A 15,908-nucleotide genomic window follows, 5' to 3' on the forward strand; every position below is an offset into this window, starting at 1 on the left:
ACCAGAGTGTCCTCGGCGGCGATGTAGTCCTCCGCCGCGAGCCAATCCGGGACCGCGGCCAAACCCTCGGTGATCACCGAGACATGCTGCGCAGACACCTCACCCGCAGCCGCAGCCTTACGGGTCAACGAGAGATCCGCGGTCGCCTGCGCGACCCGGGAACGGGCTTCACGCGGGGTCACGTGCAAAGCAGTCGCGAGGAACACTGCCGTCGACGGGTGACCCTCCGGCACGACACCGCGGTCGGTCATCTCCCGGATCAACTCCAGATGCCGGGCGTAGACAATGTTGCGGTCTCGATCAGTGGACACGCAGGAAAGGGTGACGGTCGCCCACGAGAGAGCAGACTTCGCCGTGGATGATCTTGTGCAGGAAGGGGATCGACACACGGGGTGCGCGTCGTGTAGGCGGCGAACTTCAGCTCGGCCATGGGTTCCGCCCCCGCGAACCGGACCCGGCTCAGCCGGATCTCCGATCATCGTTTTCCACACCGAAACCCGCCATCAGGTGAGCGCTAACCCGTCGATCATCGGCAGGACACCGTGGAGCCGAGAAAGCGGGCCAGGTTGCCCCCGTCGATCGCCCGCACCGCGTCCTCCGGATGCCCGGCCGCCAGCAGCGCATCGACGACCAGCGGCAGACCCGACGGGCCCGCCAAGCCCGGCACCAGAACCTCCGCATCGGTACCCTCGAACAACACCGGCCGGTCACAAACCGGGACCTTCTCCGCAAGCAGTTCCGCGATGAAATCCGAGCCGATTCCCACCGCGGCCGGTCCGGCGAGGTCGGCGAAGCGGTCGACATGGGCGACAACGTGCTGCAGTGTCGGGGATTCCGCCGTCAGATACCCGGCGTACAGGTTCACGCACACGATCCCGCCGGTGGTGGCGATGCCGCGGACGTGGGCGTCGGTGAGGTTGCGGTGGTGGTCGAACACGCTGCGGGCGGCGGAATGCGTCGCGATGACCGGGCGGGTCGCCAGTTCCAGGACATGCTCGACGCCGGCCGCGCCGAGGTGCGACACGTCCAGGTGCACGCCGAGTGACTCCAGCAGTCCCACCGCCGCCACCCCGGCTCGCGTCAGGCGGCTGCCTGCGGCGTCCTCCCCCGAGCCGTCGGCCAGTGCGGACCGGCCGAAGTGCGTGAACGACACGATCCGCACGCCGAGCCGGGCGAACGTCCCCAGCAGTTCGAGGTCGGTGTCGATCTGCGGACAACCCTCCAGCGCAAGCACCAAAGCGATCCGCCCGGACGCGACGGCCGCGTCGATTTCCGCGCCGGTGCGGCACAACGCGACCACGTCGGCGTTCCCTTCCGCGATCCGGTGCGCGGCCTCGACCATCCGCAGGCTCTCCCGCAGCGCCCCTTCCGGCCGGAACTCGTGGTCGACGAACACCGGCAGCACCTGCAAGTCGACGCCACCGGCGCGCAGTTGCGGGTACCAGTTCTCGCGGAAGTAGGCCGCCCATCGCTCCGGCGGACGGCGGGCGACGAGCATCAGCAGGTCGTTGTGCGCGTCAGCTCGCACGGTCCAGCACCCGCAACGCCAGGTGGACCCGGCTCGCCCGGCCGTCGGTGACGTCCAGGAAGTTCACCTCGGTCTCCAGCTCGCCGAAATCGGCCCAGAAATCGTCGCCCGCCTGATGGTGCAGGTCGGTTTCCCGGCCGGTGAGCGGATTCGTGACCCGCAACCGGCCGTCCCCGCCGATCCGCACGGCGATCCCGAAGGTGCGGGACGCGTACTCGCCGACGTACCGCGCGGGGTCCTCGGGCCGGACCCCGGACGCGTACGCGGGCTTCCGGAGCCCCAGCGCCCGGTACAGGACGTCCTTCCCGAACGCCCAGCCCTCCGGGAAGTTGGTCAGCACGGCCAGCGCGACGCCGCGGTCGGGCTCGACGTGCACGAACGCGCTGGTCCCGCCCGTGTGCTGGACGGCCCGCTGCCGCACCCCGGCGGGCAGCGCCCAGCCAAGGCCCCAGCCGCGGAAGTGCAGCGGCGACCCGGGCAGCCGGGTCTGCACGCGGAGCATTTCGTCGACGACCCGCTCCGGCAGCAGCTCGTACCCGTCGTGCGTGCGGCCGGTCGCGCAGGCGAGGACCAGCCGCGCGGCGTCCTCCGCGGTGGTGTGCAAAGTGGCCCCGGCCGGGCCGAAAAGCGGGCTCACCGACGGCCAGAACTCCCCCGGTTCGAGGCCGTCGCCGGTGGCGAGGTGGCCGCTCGCCGCACCCGCCGGGGTACCGGAGAAATCGGCCGACGTGATCCCCGCCGGGTCCAGGATTTCCCGCCGCAGAGCCGATTCCCAGCTCGTGCCGGTGATGTTCTCGATGAGCCGGCCCAGCACGACGTACCCGGTATTGCTGTAGGAGAACAACTTTCCCGGCTCGGCCACGCCGCCGGAGAGGAGTTCCGGGAGTGTGTCGGCGCCGCCCCAGGCATCGGCGAGACCGGACGTGTGGGACAGCAGCATGCGGGCGGTGATCGCGGCGCCGCGCGGGCCGAGGTCGTGCAGTTCCGGGACGAGGGCGGCGACGGGCGCGTCGAGGTCCGTGACCAGGCGGCAGACCAGCGTCGCCACCGCGGTCTTCGTGACCGAGCCGAGCGGGTACAGCGTGTCCGGGCCCGCCTTGACCGCGTCGCCGATCCGCTCTACCCCGATCGACGCCAGGCGCGGTGCACCGTAGAGCAAGCACACCGACGCACCGGCCACCGCGCGGCCTGCCGCTGCCTGTTCGAGGATCGCATCCAGGTCGATCATACCGTTTCTCCAATCGGGGCAAGGGAATTCTGCACGCGCGGCAGCCGCGCGGGCAGGGCCGCGCTGAGCAGGACTGCGGCAACGCTGACGATCGCGGCGAGCAGGAACGCCGAGCGGAATCCGGACCACGACGGCAGTTCCGCGCCGGGCGCCGCCGATCCGGCCAGCAGCACCGCACCCAGCTGCGCACCGAGCGCGCCGCCGACGCTCTTGGCCACGAACGCAAGCCCGCTGACGCTCGCCGTCCGGTCCTCCGGCACCGTCGCGACCACGATGTTCATCACGCCGGTCAGCGCGAGACCGACGGTGAGCCCGGTCAGCGCCGTGGAAACCACGATCAGCCACGGCCGTCCGGGAGCGGCGAGCAGCACGGCCGACGCGGCGACCATCACGGTGGTACCGGTCAGCATCACGCCGCGGGCGCCGATCAGCCGCTCGAGCCGACCGGTCAGCGGCGCGACGGCGGTCCCCACAATGCCCAGCGGGACCAGGTAAAGCCCGGTCGCGAGCGCCGAACCACCCAGCCCGTACCCGGTTTCCGGCGGCAGCTGCACCATCATCGGCACCAGCACGAACACCACGAAGGTGCCGAACCCGACCACGAACGAGACCACGCAGGCCAGCAGCACCGTGCGGGTGCCCAGCAACCGCAGGTCGACGAGCGGGTCGGTGGTGCGCAGTTCGACGACGGCGAAAACGGCCAGAATCACTGCCCCGGCAGCGAAAAGCGTCAGAACGAGGGGTGAGCCCCAGCCGTCGCGCGAGGAACGTGAGATCGCAATCAGCAATGCGGCGAGCCCCGCGGCCAGCAGAACCGCACCGGGCAGGTCGACGCGGCCGCGATGGGCGGGCGGGCAGGACGGGACGACCGCCACCGCGACCACGAGCGCCGCGACGATCACCGCAAGCGGAATCCAGTACAGCCATTGGTACGGCAGCACCTCCAGGATCGGGCCCGCGACGACGAGCCCGACCGCGGTGCTGGACGCCGCCGTCCCCACGATCAGGCCGTTGCCCGAGGCCACGCGCTTGGCCGGCTGGGTGTCGCGGATGATGCCGACCGCCAGCGCGACCAGGCTCAGCCCCACCCCCTGCAGCACCTGGCCGACAGTCAGCAGCGCGACGTTCGAGGCGACCGCAGCGAGCAGCGTCCCCACCGTGACCACGGCGAGCACGCCGAGCAGGACGGTCCGCTTGTCCCGGACGTCGGCGAGCCGCCCGACCAGCGGCGTCGACACCGCCCCGGCCAGCAGCAGGCCGGTGAACATCCAGGCGATCGCCGGGGTCGAGGCGCCGACGGCCGCCTGGATCTCGGGCAGGGCGGGCGAAAGCATCGTTTCGAGCGTGGAGTACGCGAACAGCGCCGCGGTGACGACGCACAACGTCAAGGCGGCAATCCGGGGTGGAATCGGGGCGGTGCGGGGCGACGGGGAAGACATCGGGACCTCCGTACGACGACTCTGGGTACGGTGTGTATTTCAAATACAGGTCGTATCTGTGGTACGAAGGGTATATGAACACGCGGAGCCGTCAAGCCCCGGAATCGAGCCGTGACCGCCGGCGCCGCGAAACGCGGGCTGCGTTGCTGGAGTCGGCGTACACCACGTTCTGCGAGGTGGGCTACGCGGCCGCGTCGCTGGAAACCATCGCCGCCGACGCAGGGTTCACCCGGGGCGCGCTGTACGCGAACTTCAGCAGCAAGGAGGACCTTTTCCTCACGCTCGCCGAAGACCGGGCGGAGTCATTGTTCGCCGAGCTGCACACGATCGGCTCGGCCGAGATCGCGGCGGAGAAGGCGGGCTGGGTGATCGGCACGTGGGTGGCCGAATCGTTCGAAGAGCGCCGCGGCTGGCTGCTGGCGAACAACGAGTTCTCCCTCATCGCCGCCCGCGACCCGGCGCTGGCCACCCGCCGCCTGGCGACGATCCGCCACGGCCACGCGGCTCTCGGCGAAACACTGGCCCGCCTGTGCGGCCCGGGCGTGCGGGAACGCGGCATGCTCGCGATGACCCTCGTCGACGGGGTGATCATGCACGCCTCGCTGGACCCGGAAATCGACATGCGCGCCCTGATCGCGACAGGATTGCAGCGCATCCTCGCCGACTGACCAGCGGATGCCCGTACCAACCGGCAAGGTGCTCACGCCATCAGGCGACGCAGCCGGTCGGCCATCTCTTCGGCCTCGAGCGCGTCCGTGAAGTGCTCGACGTAGTCACCGCACGGAAGTGATCGCCGTGTCCGCCGCGCAGAGGTCCGGGTCGTCCTGATTGCGGACGAAGACGGCCCTGGCGCCGTCGATCCGGGCGGTGCGGCCGGTGAACCGCGGGTAGTCCTCGGTCAGGAAGTCGCGCATGACCTCGGCGGTGTCGCCGAGCCGGTCGAGCGCGTCCGACAGCCGGAACTCCGCGCGGACAAGCGAATCAGGCATGCGCGTGCGCTCCCGTCGCGAGCCGGAACGTGCCCTTCGCGCCAGGGTTCGTTGTACAGCCGCCACAATCCGTCCGGCGGGTTGAGCCGGGCGCAGGTGAACTGGACGTTGCCGGTGAACGGGCCCAGCCGCCGGTCCCCCATTTCCGACGCCCACGCCGCCACCCAGCCCGGCTCAGCGACATCCGCTCAATTCTCCGGGGTACCGGCCGGACCGCGATCGTGCCGTCGGGAAGCTCGTCGAGGTGGTCGCGGACCAGCGCCGGGTACTCCGCCGATTCGGAGCCCACCTGGCTGCTCCCCGGAATGCACGGCGGAAGGCAGGGCAGGCTCGCGCGGGTCTCCCGGGAGACCGCGCGCATCGAGGCCACCTCGCTCGGCGCCTTTACCGAGGACGAGGTTCAGCTGCTCGTGACCATCATCGGAGACGGCGAAGACAAAGGGTCGTGCTTCTGACGCCCGTCAGTCCTGTTTCCCCACCCGGTCCCCGATCCACCGGCCGACCTCGATCAGCACGATGCCCACGGCGGCACAGGCCAGCGCGGTGAGCGTGTACTGGGTGTTGCTCGGGTCGAGCTGGAACAGGCGGCGGGTGAGCGGGACGAGGAACATCAGCGCGGACAGCACTGTCATCCCGCCGACCAGGATCGCCTTCCACCACGTGTACGGACGCGCCACGATGCCCAGCACCCACAACGCCAGGATCATCAGCGTGATCAGCGCGGTGGTACTCGCCTGCACCTGCAGGGCCTCGCTCGTCGCGCCGCCGGGGTGGACCAGGATGTAGGACACGAACGACGCCGCGCCGATCACGATCCCGGCCGGGATCGCCGTGCGCAGGACCCGGCCGACGAAGCCGCCGCGGGCGCGGTCGTTGTTGGGGGCCAGGGAAAGCACGAACGCGGGCAGGCCGATGGTGAACCAGCCGACGATCGTCACGTGCCGCGGCAGGAACGGGTACGGCATCGCGGCCAGCCCGATCAGCCCTGGCACGCCGACGATCAGCGCCAGCAGCACCGAGTACACCGTCTTGGTGAGGAAGAGGTTCGCGACCCGCTCGATGTTGCCGATCACCCGCCTGCCCTCGCCGACGACGTGCGGCAGGGTCGCGAAAGCGTTGTCCAGCAACACGATCTGCGCGACCGACCGGGTGGCCGGGCTGCCCGCGCCCATCGCCACGCCGACGTCGGCGTCCTTGAGCGCGAGGACGTCGTTGACGCCGTCGCCGGTCATCGCGACCGTGTGCCCGCGTGACTGCAGCGCAGCGACCATCGCGCGTTTCTGCGCCGGGGTCGCGCGGCCGAACACTGCCGAGCCTTCGAGCTCTTCGGCCAGCTTCGCGGGTTCCTCCGACAGCGTCCGCGCGTCGACCGGCGCTTCGCCGCCGGGCAGGGCCAGCGCCCGGGCCACGCCGCCGACGGACACGGCGTTGTCCCCCGAGATGAGCTTGACCGCAACGCCTTGTGCGGCAAAGTAATCGAGCGTCTCGCGGGCGTCGCCGCGGATCTTCTGCTCCAGCACGACCAACGCCACCGGCGTGATCTCACCGGGCCCACCAGGTGCGTCGACGGCGTTGGCCGCCTTTCCGAGCAGCAGCACCCGCAGCCCCTGCGCGCCGATCCGCTCCGCCTCGGCCCGGTCCTCGGACACGGCGGGCAGAAGCACGTCGGGGGCGCCGAGCACCCAGTCGCCGTGCTCGCCGAAGCCCGCGCCACTCCACTTCCGCGCCGACGAGAACGGCACGACCGACGTCGCCGTCCAGCCCGGCCCGGCCGGAACACCCTCGGCGATGGCGGCCAGGCTGGCGTTGGGCCGCGGGTCGGCCGCAGCGAGGGCGGCCAGCACGGTCTCGGGCTCGACCGCGTCGTGCAGGCGCCGGATTTCGGCCAGCCGCATGGTGTTTTCGGTGAGCGTGCCGGTCTTGTCCGCGCAGACGACGTCCACCCGCGCGAGCCCCTCGATCGCAGGCAGCTCGTTGACCAGGCACTGCCGCCGCCCGAGCCGGACCACGCCGACCGCGAACGCGACGGAGGTGAGCAGGATCAGGCCTTCCGGCACCATCGGGACCAGCGCCGCGACCATCCCGCGCAGGGCGGCGGGCAGCTCCTGCGACCCGGACAGCTGGTTGTAGATCGACAGCGCCCCGGCCGGGATGAGCAGGTACGTGATGACCTTGAGGATCTTGTTGATCCCGTTCCGCAGCTCGGAGTCGACGAGGGTGAAGCGGCCTGCTTCTTCGGCCAGCCGGGCGGCGTACGAATCGCTGCCGACCTTCGTCGCGCGGTACGCGCCGTTGCCGGCCACCACGAAACTGCCGGACATGATCTGCTCACCCGGATGCTTGACGACCGGGTCGGACTCGCCGGTGAGCAGCGATTCGTCGACCTCGAGCGCGTCCGCGGCGAGCACCTCGCCGTCGACCACCACCTGGTCCCCCGCGCCGACCTCGATGACGTCGTCGGCCACGACCTCCTCCGGCGCGAGCTCCCGGCCGACCCCGTCGCGGCGCACCCGGGGCCGCACCTGCCCGACGATCGCGAGCCGGTCCAGCGTCCGCTTTGCCCGCAGCTCCTGCACGATGCCGACGACGCTGTTCGCGACGATCACCCCGGCGAACAACCCGTCCAGCAGGTAGCCGGTGGAGAAGATGATGACGGCGAGCACGGCGAAGATCGCGTTGATCCGCGTGAACACATTGGACCGGACGATCTCCCACGCGCTGCGGCTCGTGCGCGCGGGTACGTCGTTGGTCCGGCCCGCGGCAACCCGCTCCGCCACCTCGGCCGCGGTGAGCCCGCGCGTGCTGTCCTGCGTGAGCAGGCCCTCTTCCCCTGGCATGAAGCCGACCTTACGCAGGTTTCGGGCACCGCTGTGGCCAGGACACCGCGCACCCCCGGCTCGGGCTTGCGTCCCACCCGATCGGGGGACGGGGAATTCTTCAGTCCGGACGGCGCCGGTGGTGGGCGGGCTGGTCCGGGCGCGGACTTCGGAAATGCGGAATCGGCAGTGCATTACTCGCGTGACGGTGGATTTCGGTGCCGCCTGGACCCCCAGCCAGCGTCAGCGGCCCTCCCACCGTGGCGGGCGCTTCTCCGCAAAAGCACGCGCCCCCTCCTGCGCGTCGGCCGAGTCCTCGATGTGCCCGATGACCCCGTCCTGCCGTTCGAAAGCCTCCGCGAGAGGCCAGTCCCCGCTTTCCACGATCACCTGCCTGCTCGCCTGCACGGCCAGCGGCGCGTTGGCGGCGATCGTCCCGGCCAGGTCGAGGGCGGCCGACAGCGCCTCGCCCGGTTCGGTCACCCGGTTGACCAGGCCGTGGTGCGCCGCGGTGGCTGCGTCGAGCAATGCGCCGGTCAGGGCCAGTTCCATCGCCAAGTGGTACGGCAGCCGCCGCGGCAACCGCAGCAAGCCGCCGCTTGCGGCTACCAGGCCGCGGCGGACTTCGGGGATGCCGAACGCCGCCGTGCGGGCCGCAACCACCAGGTCGCAGGCCAGTACCAGTTCGAAACCACCAGCCAGCGCGTAGCCCTCGACGGCGGCGATGACCGGTTTGCGCGGCGGTCGGCGCACCATGCCGCCCAGGCCACGGCCGGGCAGGGTGACGTCCTCGCCGCGGAGGAAGGCCTTCAGGTCCATACCTGCACAGAACGTTCCGCCTGCGCCGGTCAGTACGCCGAGGACGAGGCTGTCGTCGCCGTCCAGTTCATCGAGGGCAGCGGCGAGCGCACGCGTCACTGCAGCGTCGATCGCATTGCGGGCTTGCGGCCGGTTGAGCGTGACGACCTGGATCGCGCCCTGCCGTTCGACCAGCACCGGTTCCGTCATGACTCCGCCTCTCGCAGTTCCTCGAGCAGGATCGGCATCGCCACCTCGACGGTCTGCAGCCCGATCAGGCTCGCGACCTCCAGCACCGCCATCACTTCCGCGGGCGTCGCGCCGTACCCGAGCGCATTCTCGATGTGCACCTTCAATCCCGGTACGTACATATGCGTCGCCGACGCGTCGATCGCGACGTACACGAGTTCCCGCAGCTTCGGGCTCAGCGTGCCGCCCTGCCACGGGATCGCCGAGAACTCCAGGTACGCCGCGAAAAACCCGGGGTCGAGCGCGAGTACCTGCTCCCACACCGGATCCCAGTACCCGCGCCGCGCGATGAACTCCGCCTTGAGCTCCGGCCGGGTCGCCTCCGGCGGGCCGGGCAGCAGCGGTACGCCGGTCGACACCGCGTGGATGCCGACCACGGACACCAGCTGCAGCACCGCGGTGATCTCCGCGCGGCTCGCGCCCTCGGCCAGCGCGCCGCGGATGTGCCTTCGCAGACCGGGTTCGTGCAGATGCGTCGCGGACGCGTTCACCGCGATCGCGATCAGCTCGCGGACCTTCGGCTCCAGCGCGGGCGCCTCGGCGAGCGCAGCGCACGCGGCGAAGAATTCCGGATCGGACTCGGCCACCGCCTGCCACACGGCGTCGGCCGGGTTCATCCGCGCCGCCGGCGCCGGACGAAACCGAAGTACGGCAGGATTTTCGTGAGCAGGTAGTACTCGCCGTGCGGCCGCGGCCACTGGGTCACGTTGCGGCCGCTGGCCGAGTGGTAGTAGTTGGTACAACCCGCTTCCATCACGGGCGTGCTGCGCAGCAGTTCACGGTCGATCCAGCGCACCCACCGCCGCGCCGCGCCCGGTTTCGTGTCCACCACCGAACCGCGCCGCATCCGTGTGACGGCCTTCGCGGCCACTTCAGCCTGACGTTCCAGCTGCGCGACAATCGAAAACCCGCCGTTGGTGTTCGGGCCGTAGAGCATGAAGAAGTTCGGGAATCCGGGCACCGTGATGCCGAGGAACGCGGACGGCTCGCCGTTCCACACCTCGTGCAGGCTCGCGCCGCCGACGCCGCGTACCTCCATCGACGCCAGAAAGCTCGTCGTGCGGAAGCCGGTGGCCATCACGAGCACGTCGATCTCGTGTTCGGTGCCGTCCGCAGAAACGATTCCCTTCGGGGTCATCTCGGTGACCGCGTGCGGGACCAGCTCGACGTTCGGCCGGTTCAGCGCCGGATAGAACCCCGTGGCCTGCACCGGCCGCTTGCATCCCCACGGGTAATCGGGGGTCAGCTGGGCGCGCAGGACCGGATCGGCAATGGTGGTTGCGAGGTACTCCCGGCATTTCTGCAGGTTCGCCTTCTGCTGCTTGCTGGCGAGGTCGTAAGCCTTGAACATCTGCCGGAACTGGTAGAAGAGATGTGCGCGACGGGCTTTCTGCAGGAGCGGGAACCGCCGGAACCGCGCGCGTTCCCGCGGCGTGAAGTCACGCTCGCCCTTCGGCAGGATCCAGGCGGGCTGGCGCTGGAACACGTACAGCCGGTCGACCTGGTCCGCGATGGCGGGCACGACCTGGGTGGCTGTGGAGCCGGTGCCGACCACGGCCACGCGCTTCCCGGTGAGGTCGTGCTCGTGCTCCCACCGCGCGGTGTGGAACTTGACACCGGCGAACTCGTCCATCCCCGGCCATTCCGGATACCGCGGCTCGTTGAGCAGGCCGAGGCAGCTGATCACCGCGTCGAACCACTTCGTCTCGCCCCCGGCCAGCCGGACCTCGTAGCGCGCGACTTCCTCGTGCCAGGTCACCGCCTCCACCGCGACACCGAACCGGCAGTGCCGCCGCAGGTCGAAGCGGTCCAGCACGTGTTCGGTGTACGCCTGCAGTTCAGGCTGGGTGGCGTGCGTGCGCGCCCAGTCGTAGGTGAGGAAGGAGAAGGAGTACGCGTGCGAGGCGATGTCGACCTCGCAGCCGGGATACCGGTTGTCCCACCAGGTGCCGCCGGGTCCGGCAGAGCGCTCGAAGACGGTGAACGTCTCGATCCCGCGTTGCCGCAGCTTGACTGCCGCGGCGATCCCGCCGAGTCCACAGCCGATGATCGCCACCGTGGTCATCGCGACATCAGCCCCGCCAGCACGCGGGCGCCGAACTGCAGCGCGTCGACCGGACAGCGCTCGTCGACGCCGTGGAACATCGCGGGATAGTCGTAGCCGGGTGGCAGGAGCATCGGGGTGAAGCCGAAGGTCTGCATACCCAGCCGCTGGAACCATTTGTTGTCCGTGCCGCCGCTGAACACGTACGGCGCGGCGGTGCTGCCGGGTAGCTCGTGGGCCAATGCTTCGGTCATTCTGGTGAACCACTCACCGTCGTGGTCCGTCCAGGCGGCGGGGCTGCGGCGGAGCAGGGTGGCTTCACCGGCGGTCATGTGCTCGTGCAGGTCGTCCTCGAAACCCGGTACGTAACGGCAGTCGAACCGCGCCCACGCCTCGCCGGGGATCACGTTTTCCTTGTACCCGGCGCCGGTCATCGTCACGTTCACGGTGTTGCGGGCCCCCGCCGCCAGCATGCGCGCGAACGGGCCGGTACGGGTTTCGAGGACGTCCAGGACGTCTTCTGCTGCGGTGACCGGTCGTCCGGCGAGGCTCGTGGCGAGGGCCCGCATCGGTTCGGTGACGGCAAGCGGCTGCTCCCCCGCGATCAACCGGTCGACGGTGGCGGCGAGCTTCGGGATCGGGTTGTCCTCGGCGACCATACTTCCGTGGCCCGCGATTCCCTGCTCGCGGACCTCATACCAGCGTAACCCTTTGTCCGCAACGGAAATCGCGAACACCGACGGGGTCACGTTGAATCCGCCGACCTCCCCGATCGCCGCCTGGCAACCTTCGAACAGCTCCGGGTGATGGCGGACCAGGTATCCGGCGCCGTGCTCGCCGCCGGTTTCTTCGTCGGCGAGAAAGGCCAGGACGACGTCTCGCTCGGGTTGTTGTCCATTTGCGACAGTAGTGTCCACTGCAGACAGTGTCATCGCGACCGCGTTCTTCATGTCGACCGCGCCACGGCCCCACACGTAACCGTCAGCGATCTCGCCGCTGTGCGGGTCGACCGACCAGGCTGCTGCGTCGGCCGGAACAGTGTCCAGATGGCCCTGCACCAGCAAGGCAGGCAATTCCGGATCGCGGCCGGGCCAACGGGCCACTATGTTCGTGCGGCCCGGAATCTGTTCGTACACCGCGGGTTCGAGTCCGAGGTCGGCCAGGAACGCGGCGACGTATTCCGCTGCCGGACGCTCGTTCGAGCCGGGATTGGTGGTGTCGAAACGGATCAGGTCACTGCAGATCTCTTCGACCGGTTTGCGTCCCGTCACCGGCCGCCACCGAGGGTGAGCGCAGCGACCGCGTACGTTTTCACTGCGGTGAGGTAATCGGCGATGAGCACGGATTCGTCGTCCCAATAACAATCCATCGAGCCCGGGCCATAGGTGACGGCCTTGATTCCGGCCTCCCAGAAGATCGGGGTGTCCGGCCAGGCTTTGTGCACGTCGAAACTTGCCGCTTCGCCGGTGGTTTCCCGATGTGCGGCGGCGACGTCGAGCACAATGCGTTCGTCCGGCGACATTTCCAGGGAACTGCGCGGGTTCTTGACGCACGTTGCTTCCAGACTGACATCAACCGGGAACTCGGCGAGCCGGTCCAGCGAACGGCCGACCGCGGCGCGGACATCGCGTAACACATCGTCTTGGGTTTGGGCGGCGGGAAAACGGAAGTCGAAAGTGATGTCGCAACGCTCTGGTACGAGGTTGTGCGCGACTCCACCGGAGACCTGGGCGACGTTGCATACCTTGACGTCCGGCAGTTCCCGTCCATTGTGGTCGGTGATCGGCATTGCCAGTACTTCGCGAATGACCTCCGCGGCGCGTTCCACCGCATTGACCCCGATGTCCAGCGCGGTGGTGTGCGCGGCGCGGCCGCTGACCGTCACGGTCACGTACGCAATTCCGCGTTGCCCGGTCAGCACTCGCATATCGCTCGGTTCGCAGTTGATGGCGTACTCGGCTTCGAGACCGTCGCGAATTGCCTGCCGGGTTCCTTCCCCGCCCTCGAAATGATTCGGCACTGCCAGCACGACGACATCCCGCGGTGGCCGCAGTCCGGCTTTGGCGAGCATTACCGTCGCCATGGTCATGGCCGCGGTTCCGGCCTTCATGTCCGACACGCCGACGCCATAGATCCGGCCGTCCTCGATGTCTCCGCCGAATGGATCCCGTTTCCAAGACTGCGAAGGCGGGTAGACCTCCATGTGTCCATTGAGGACGACCGGACCGGCGTCGCCACCGCGGTACCGCGCGAGGACGTTGGGCATGCCGTCGGTGCCCGAGTACGGCAGGTCCACGTCTACGCCCGCTTCCCGCAGCGGTACCGCGAGGTGTTCCGCGGCGGCGGTGAGCGCCGGGCCGTCGCCCCAGACACTGGGGATACGCAGGAAGTCCCGGAGAAAGGTGACGAGCTGGTCGGTGTGCTGATCGATGACGGCGATCGCCTGTCCGGTTTCGGTCGCTGCGGTCCGCATTGCGCAAGTCCTTTGTGGATGGCGAGGGATGCTTCGAGCGTAGGAGGTCCGGTGGCGTGCCGTCTTGGGCCCGGCGCCCCAAAGAACCTCGGCGGGCGTTATGCCTGCGGCACAGGCAGGAGCCCCCCGGCGCCGAAGGTCGCGTCGTGGAAGCGTTCGGCGATGACGCGGTAGCCCTCCGCGGTGGGGTGGAGGCCGTCGTACAGGTACTCGGCGTCCAGCAGGGTCAGGCCGTCGAGGTAGTTCAGGTGCTCGTCTTTGCGGACGGTGACCATCTCGCGGACGATTTCCCGCATCCGCCGTAAGGTGAAGGCATCTTCCGACGGTTCGCCGGACGCTGCGTAACGACCGTCCGGACCTTGCGGCGTCGGCCCCGCCCGGTTTTCCGCCGAAGGGAAAACGATGGGTGACACCACGAGGATCGGGGTCTCCGGATGTCCTTCGCGGATGGTGTCGAGGAAACCGTGCAGCGCGGGGCCGAATGTGCGGAGGCTCATGGTCGCCATGTTCAGCACGTTCACCGCGACCTTCAGGCTGATGACTGCGGCCGGAGTATCCCGGATGGTGCGTGCGATGAACGGGTCGAGGTGACAGCTTCCGGCGAACGCCAGGCACAGCAGGTCGAGTCCGGTCTGCCGGGCGACGAGCGCGGGCCAGGTCGCGGTCGGGCTGCTTGCCTCGGCGCAGTGGCTGATCGAACTGCCGTAATGGATCCAGCGGGGTGCGGTGATCGGGTCCGGTTCGATTTCGCCGTCCGCATCCAGGGCCTGGAGTTCGACCACCGACGCCTGCGGAAGCCAGATCTCGACGCTTTTCCGGCCTTCGGGGAGCTCCTCGAAGAGAATCGTTTCGGCATTTCCGGCGGTGCGCTCGACGACTGCTCCGGCGTCCACAATGCACAGATCTCCGGCGGTGGCGGGCCGGGATTGGGCCAGGTCGCCGTCGAGGACCAGGTCGAACATCACCGGGGGCAGCGGGAAGTGGATGTTGCGGAACCGGGTCACGCGGACGTCCAGTTTGAGGCTGCGGGCGGTGGTGCGGAACACGAGCCGCACCCCGGCCGGGCGGGGTTCCACCAGGTTGAGGTACGGGTCGGTGGCCTGCACCCGGGTCCACGCGGGCAGCCGGCGCGGGAGGACGCCGCCGGGGCGGGGTTCGAGGTCCAGCGCACCCGCGATGGTGACGCGGTCGTCCGGGAACTCGATGCGCATCAGCTCTCCTGCCTGATCCATTCGCCGATGAGGTCGTTGTGCTCGCCCAGCTCCGGGGCCGGGCGGAAGCTGTCGACGGTGCCGGTCGTGCGGACGCCGGTGTCGAGGGTGCGGAATCCATCCGGTTCCGTGCGCACTAACCCGCGTGCCGCGACGCTCGGTTGCGCCAGCGCTTCGCGCACACTGAGCACCGGTCCACAGGGGACACCTGCCTCGGACAGCACTTCGATCGCTTCGTCACGGGTCATTCCCGCGAGTGCGGATTCCACTTCGGACTGGAGCGCATGCCGATGCCGCGCACGGTCTGCGTCACTGCGGTAGCGGCCGTCGACCAGCCACTGTGGACGGTCCAGCGCATCGGCGAGTTTGGCGAACAACGCGTCGCTGGCAACGGCAATGGCGACGGGCTCGTCCTTGGTCGCGAAGGTGCCGTAGGGTGCGCTGACCGCGTGGTGACTGCCGGTCGGCGCCATGTCCTCGGTGGTATGCAGGGCGCGCATTGCCGTCGATTCGAGTACTGAGATGAGGCTGTCGAACATCGCCACGTCGAGGTGCTGACCGCGACCGGTCCGGTTGCGCTCGTGCAGCGCGGAAAGCGTTGCCACGGCGGCGTAAAGGGCCGGGACGATGTCGCCGATGCTGATCCCGACCCGCACGCCGGGGCCACCGTCGGGCCCGGTCACCGACATGAGGCCGGAGAGCGCTTGCACGATGAGGTCGTACGCGGGTTTGCCCGCCGACGGCCCGGTCTGGCCGAAACCACTGATGCTCACCGCGATCAGCCGCGGGTTGAGCCGGTGCAGCTCGTCGGGCGGGAAGCCGAGCCGGCCGAGGACGCCGGGGCGGAAGTTCTCGACCAGGACATCAGCGCGCCGGATCAGGCCGGCCAGCCGCTCGCGGCCGTCGTCGGTGCGCAGGTCGAGGGTGATGCCGTATTTGTTGCGGTTCAGCAGGCGGTGGAAGGTGCTCACACCCGCTTCGGTGAACGGCCCGAAATGCCGCGCGTCGTCGCCGGTGGGAGCCTCGACTTTGATCACTTCGGCCCCGAGATCGGCGAAAATCCGCGTGCACATCGGGCCGGACAGAATCCGGCTGAGATCGACGACGCGGACGCCTTCGAGTGCGCCAGTCAT

15 protein-coding genes are annotated in these 15,908 nt (G+C 69.4%); 2 read left to right on the top strand and 13 right to left on the bottom strand.

The genetic code is table 11. From position 1 onward, the window contains the following. The 4 genes from OO71_RS51085 to OO71_RS41675 form a co-directional block, all read right to left on the bottom strand. Window positions 1-311: DUF222 domain-containing protein (locus OO71_RS51085; RefSeq protein ID WP_162186173.1), on the bottom strand; the 311-nt coding region annotated here is incomplete at its 3' end. Window positions 312-526: 215 nt separating this feature from the next. Continuing rightward, window positions 527-1,528 carry a dipeptidase gene (locus OO71_RS41665; protein WP_033295600.1) on the bottom strand — a complete coding sequence of 334 codons (1,002 nt, stop codon included), beginning with the start codon at window positions 1,526-1,528 and terminating at the stop codon, window positions 527-529. After that, window positions 1,518-2,756: a serine hydrolase domain-containing protein gene (locus OO71_RS48015; RefSeq protein ID WP_051792970.1), complete on the bottom strand. Its 1,239-nt coding sequence runs from the start codon at window positions 2,754-2,756 to the stop codon at window positions 1,518-1,520. The genes OO71_RS41665 and OO71_RS48015 overlap by 11 nt, the downstream gene beginning before the upstream one ends. Then, window positions 2,753-4,195: an MFS transporter gene (locus OO71_RS41675; RefSeq protein WP_033295601.1), complete on the bottom strand. Its 1,443-nt coding sequence runs from the start codon at window positions 4,193-4,195 to the stop codon at window positions 2,753-2,755. The genes OO71_RS48015 and OO71_RS41675 overlap by 4 nt, the downstream gene beginning before the upstream one ends. Before the next feature lie 74 nt (window positions 4,196-4,269). Here OO71_RS41675 and OO71_RS48020 point away from each other — a divergent pair, with 74 nt between their 5' ends. Further along, window positions 4,270-4,863 (top strand): TetR/AcrR family transcriptional regulator, encoded by a 594-nt coding sequence (locus OO71_RS48020; RefSeq protein ID WP_156096820.1) that lies wholly within the window; start codon window positions 4,270-4,272, stop codon window positions 4,861-4,863. Window positions 4,864-4,968: 105 nt separating this feature from the next. Here OO71_RS48020 and OO71_RS41685 read toward each other — a convergent pair whose 3' ends face one another. Next, window positions 4,969-5,184, bottom strand: coding sequence for a hypothetical protein (locus OO71_RS41685; protein ID WP_033295602.1), 216 nt, complete (start codon window positions 5,182-5,184; stop codon window positions 4,969-4,971). A gap of 221 nt (window positions 5,185-5,405) precedes the next feature. On the opposite strand from OO71_RS41685, the gene OO71_RS41690 reads away from it, so the two are divergent. After that, window positions 5,406-5,639, top strand: coding sequence for a hypothetical protein (locus OO71_RS41690; protein WP_033295603.1), 234 nt, complete (start codon window positions 5,406-5,408; stop codon window positions 5,637-5,639). A 6-nt stretch (window positions 5,640-5,645) separates the two neighbouring features. Here the strand turns inward: OO71_RS41690 and OO71_RS41695 are convergent, their stop codons facing one another. The 8 genes from OO71_RS41695 to OO71_RS41730 form a co-directional block, all read right to left on the bottom strand. Beyond that, window positions 5,646-8,021 (bottom strand): HAD-IC family P-type ATPase, encoded by a 2,376-nt coding sequence (locus OO71_RS41695; protein WP_033295604.1) that lies wholly within the window; start codon window positions 8,019-8,021, stop codon window positions 5,646-5,648. Between the two features lie 222 nt (window positions 8,022-8,243). Further along, window positions 8,244-9,008 carry a crotonase/enoyl-CoA hydratase family protein gene (locus OO71_RS41700; RefSeq protein ID WP_033295605.1) on the bottom strand — a complete coding sequence of 255 codons (765 nt, stop codon included), beginning with the start codon at window positions 9,006-9,008 and terminating at the stop codon, window positions 8,244-8,246. Next, entirely contained in the window at window positions 9,005-9,664 is a 660-nt protein-coding gene (locus OO71_RS52730) for a carboxymuconolactone decarboxylase family protein (RefSeq protein WP_051792973.1), read from the bottom strand. The genes OO71_RS41700 and OO71_RS52730 overlap by 4 nt, the downstream gene beginning before the upstream one ends. Then, window positions 9,661-11,112, bottom strand: a complete 1,452-nt coding sequence (locus OO71_RS46815) for a flavin-containing monooxygenase (RefSeq protein WP_051792975.1) — start codon at window positions 11,110-11,112, stop codon at window positions 9,661-9,663. Before OO71_RS46815 ends, OO71_RS52730 begins: the two co-directional genes overlap by 4 nt. Next, window positions 11,109-12,362: a M20/M25/M40 family metallo-hydrolase gene (locus OO71_RS41715; protein ID WP_033295606.1), complete on the bottom strand. Its 1,254-nt coding sequence runs from the start codon at window positions 12,360-12,362 to the stop codon at window positions 11,109-11,111. The genes OO71_RS46815 and OO71_RS41715 overlap by 4 nt, the downstream gene beginning before the upstream one ends. Next, window positions 12,359-13,564: a M20 family metallopeptidase gene (locus OO71_RS41720; RefSeq protein WP_033295607.1), complete on the bottom strand. Its 1,206-nt coding sequence runs from the start codon at window positions 13,562-13,564 to the stop codon at window positions 12,359-12,361. Before OO71_RS41720 ends, OO71_RS41715 begins: the two co-directional genes overlap by 4 nt. 98 nt (window positions 13,565-13,662) lie before the next feature. Continuing rightward, on the bottom strand, window positions 13,663-14,775 hold the full coding sequence (locus tag OO71_RS41725) for an SGNH/GDSL hydrolase family protein (RefSeq protein ID WP_033295608.1): 1,113 nt from the start codon (window positions 14,773-14,775) through the stop codon (window positions 13,663-13,665). Continuing rightward, the gene (locus OO71_RS41730; protein WP_033295609.1) at window positions 14,775-15,908 is read right to left on the bottom strand and encodes a CaiB/BaiF CoA transferase family protein; all 1,134 of its coding nucleotides are present in this window, start codon (window positions 15,906-15,908) and stop codon (window positions 14,775-14,777) included. Before OO71_RS41730 ends, OO71_RS41725 begins: the two co-directional genes overlap by 1 nt.

Origin of the sequence: Amycolatopsis jejuensis (genome assembly GCF_000717335.1) — a bacterium.
GTDB classification, from domain to species: Bacteria; Actinomycetota; Actinomycetes; order Mycobacteriales; family Pseudonocardiaceae; genus Amycolatopsis; species Amycolatopsis jejuensis.

Excerpts from the sequence above, each read along its gene's own strand:
- OO71_RS48015 (WP_051792970.1), bottom strand. The coding sequence starts at position 2,756 with ATGATCGACCTGGATGCGATCCTCGAACAGGCAGCGGCAGGCCGCGCG.
- OO71_RS41675 (WP_033295601.1), bottom strand. The coding sequence starts at position 4,195 with ATGTCTTCCCCGTCGCCCCGCACCGCCCCGATTCCACCCCGGATTGCC.
- OO71_RS48020 (WP_156096820.1), top strand. The coding sequence starts at position 4,270 with ATGAACACGCGGAGCCGTCAAGCCCCGGAATCGAGCCGTGACCGCCGG.
- OO71_RS41685 (WP_033295602.1), bottom strand. The coding sequence starts at position 5,184 with ATGCCTGATTCGCTTGTCCGCGCGGAGTTCCGGCTGTCGGACGCGCTC.
- OO71_RS41695 (WP_033295604.1), bottom strand. The coding sequence starts at position 8,021 with ATGCCAGGGGAAGAGGGCCTGCTCACGCAGGACAGCACGCGCGGGCTC.
- OO71_RS41700 (WP_033295605.1), bottom strand. The coding sequence starts at position 9,008 with ATGACGGAACCGGTGCTGGTCGAACGGCAGGGCGCGATCCAGGTCGTC.
- OO71_RS52730 (WP_051792973.1), bottom strand. The coding sequence starts at position 9,664 with ATGAACCCGGCCGACGCCGTGTGGCAGGCGGTGGCCGAGTCCGATCCG.
- OO71_RS46815 (WP_051792975.1), bottom strand. The coding sequence starts at position 11,112 with ATGACCACGGTGGCGATCATCGGCTGTGGACTCGGCGGGATCGCCGCG.
- OO71_RS41720 (WP_033295607.1), bottom strand. The coding sequence starts at position 13,564 with ATGCGGACCGCAGCGACCGAAACCGGACAGGCGATCGCCGTCATCGAT.
- OO71_RS41725 (WP_033295608.1), bottom strand. The coding sequence starts at position 14,775 with ATGCGCATCGAGTTCCCGGACGACCGCGTCACCATCGCGGGTGCGCTG.
- OO71_RS41730 (WP_033295609.1), bottom strand. The coding sequence starts at position 15,908 with ATGACTGGCGCACTCGAAGGCGTCCGCGTCGTCGATCTCAGCCGGATT.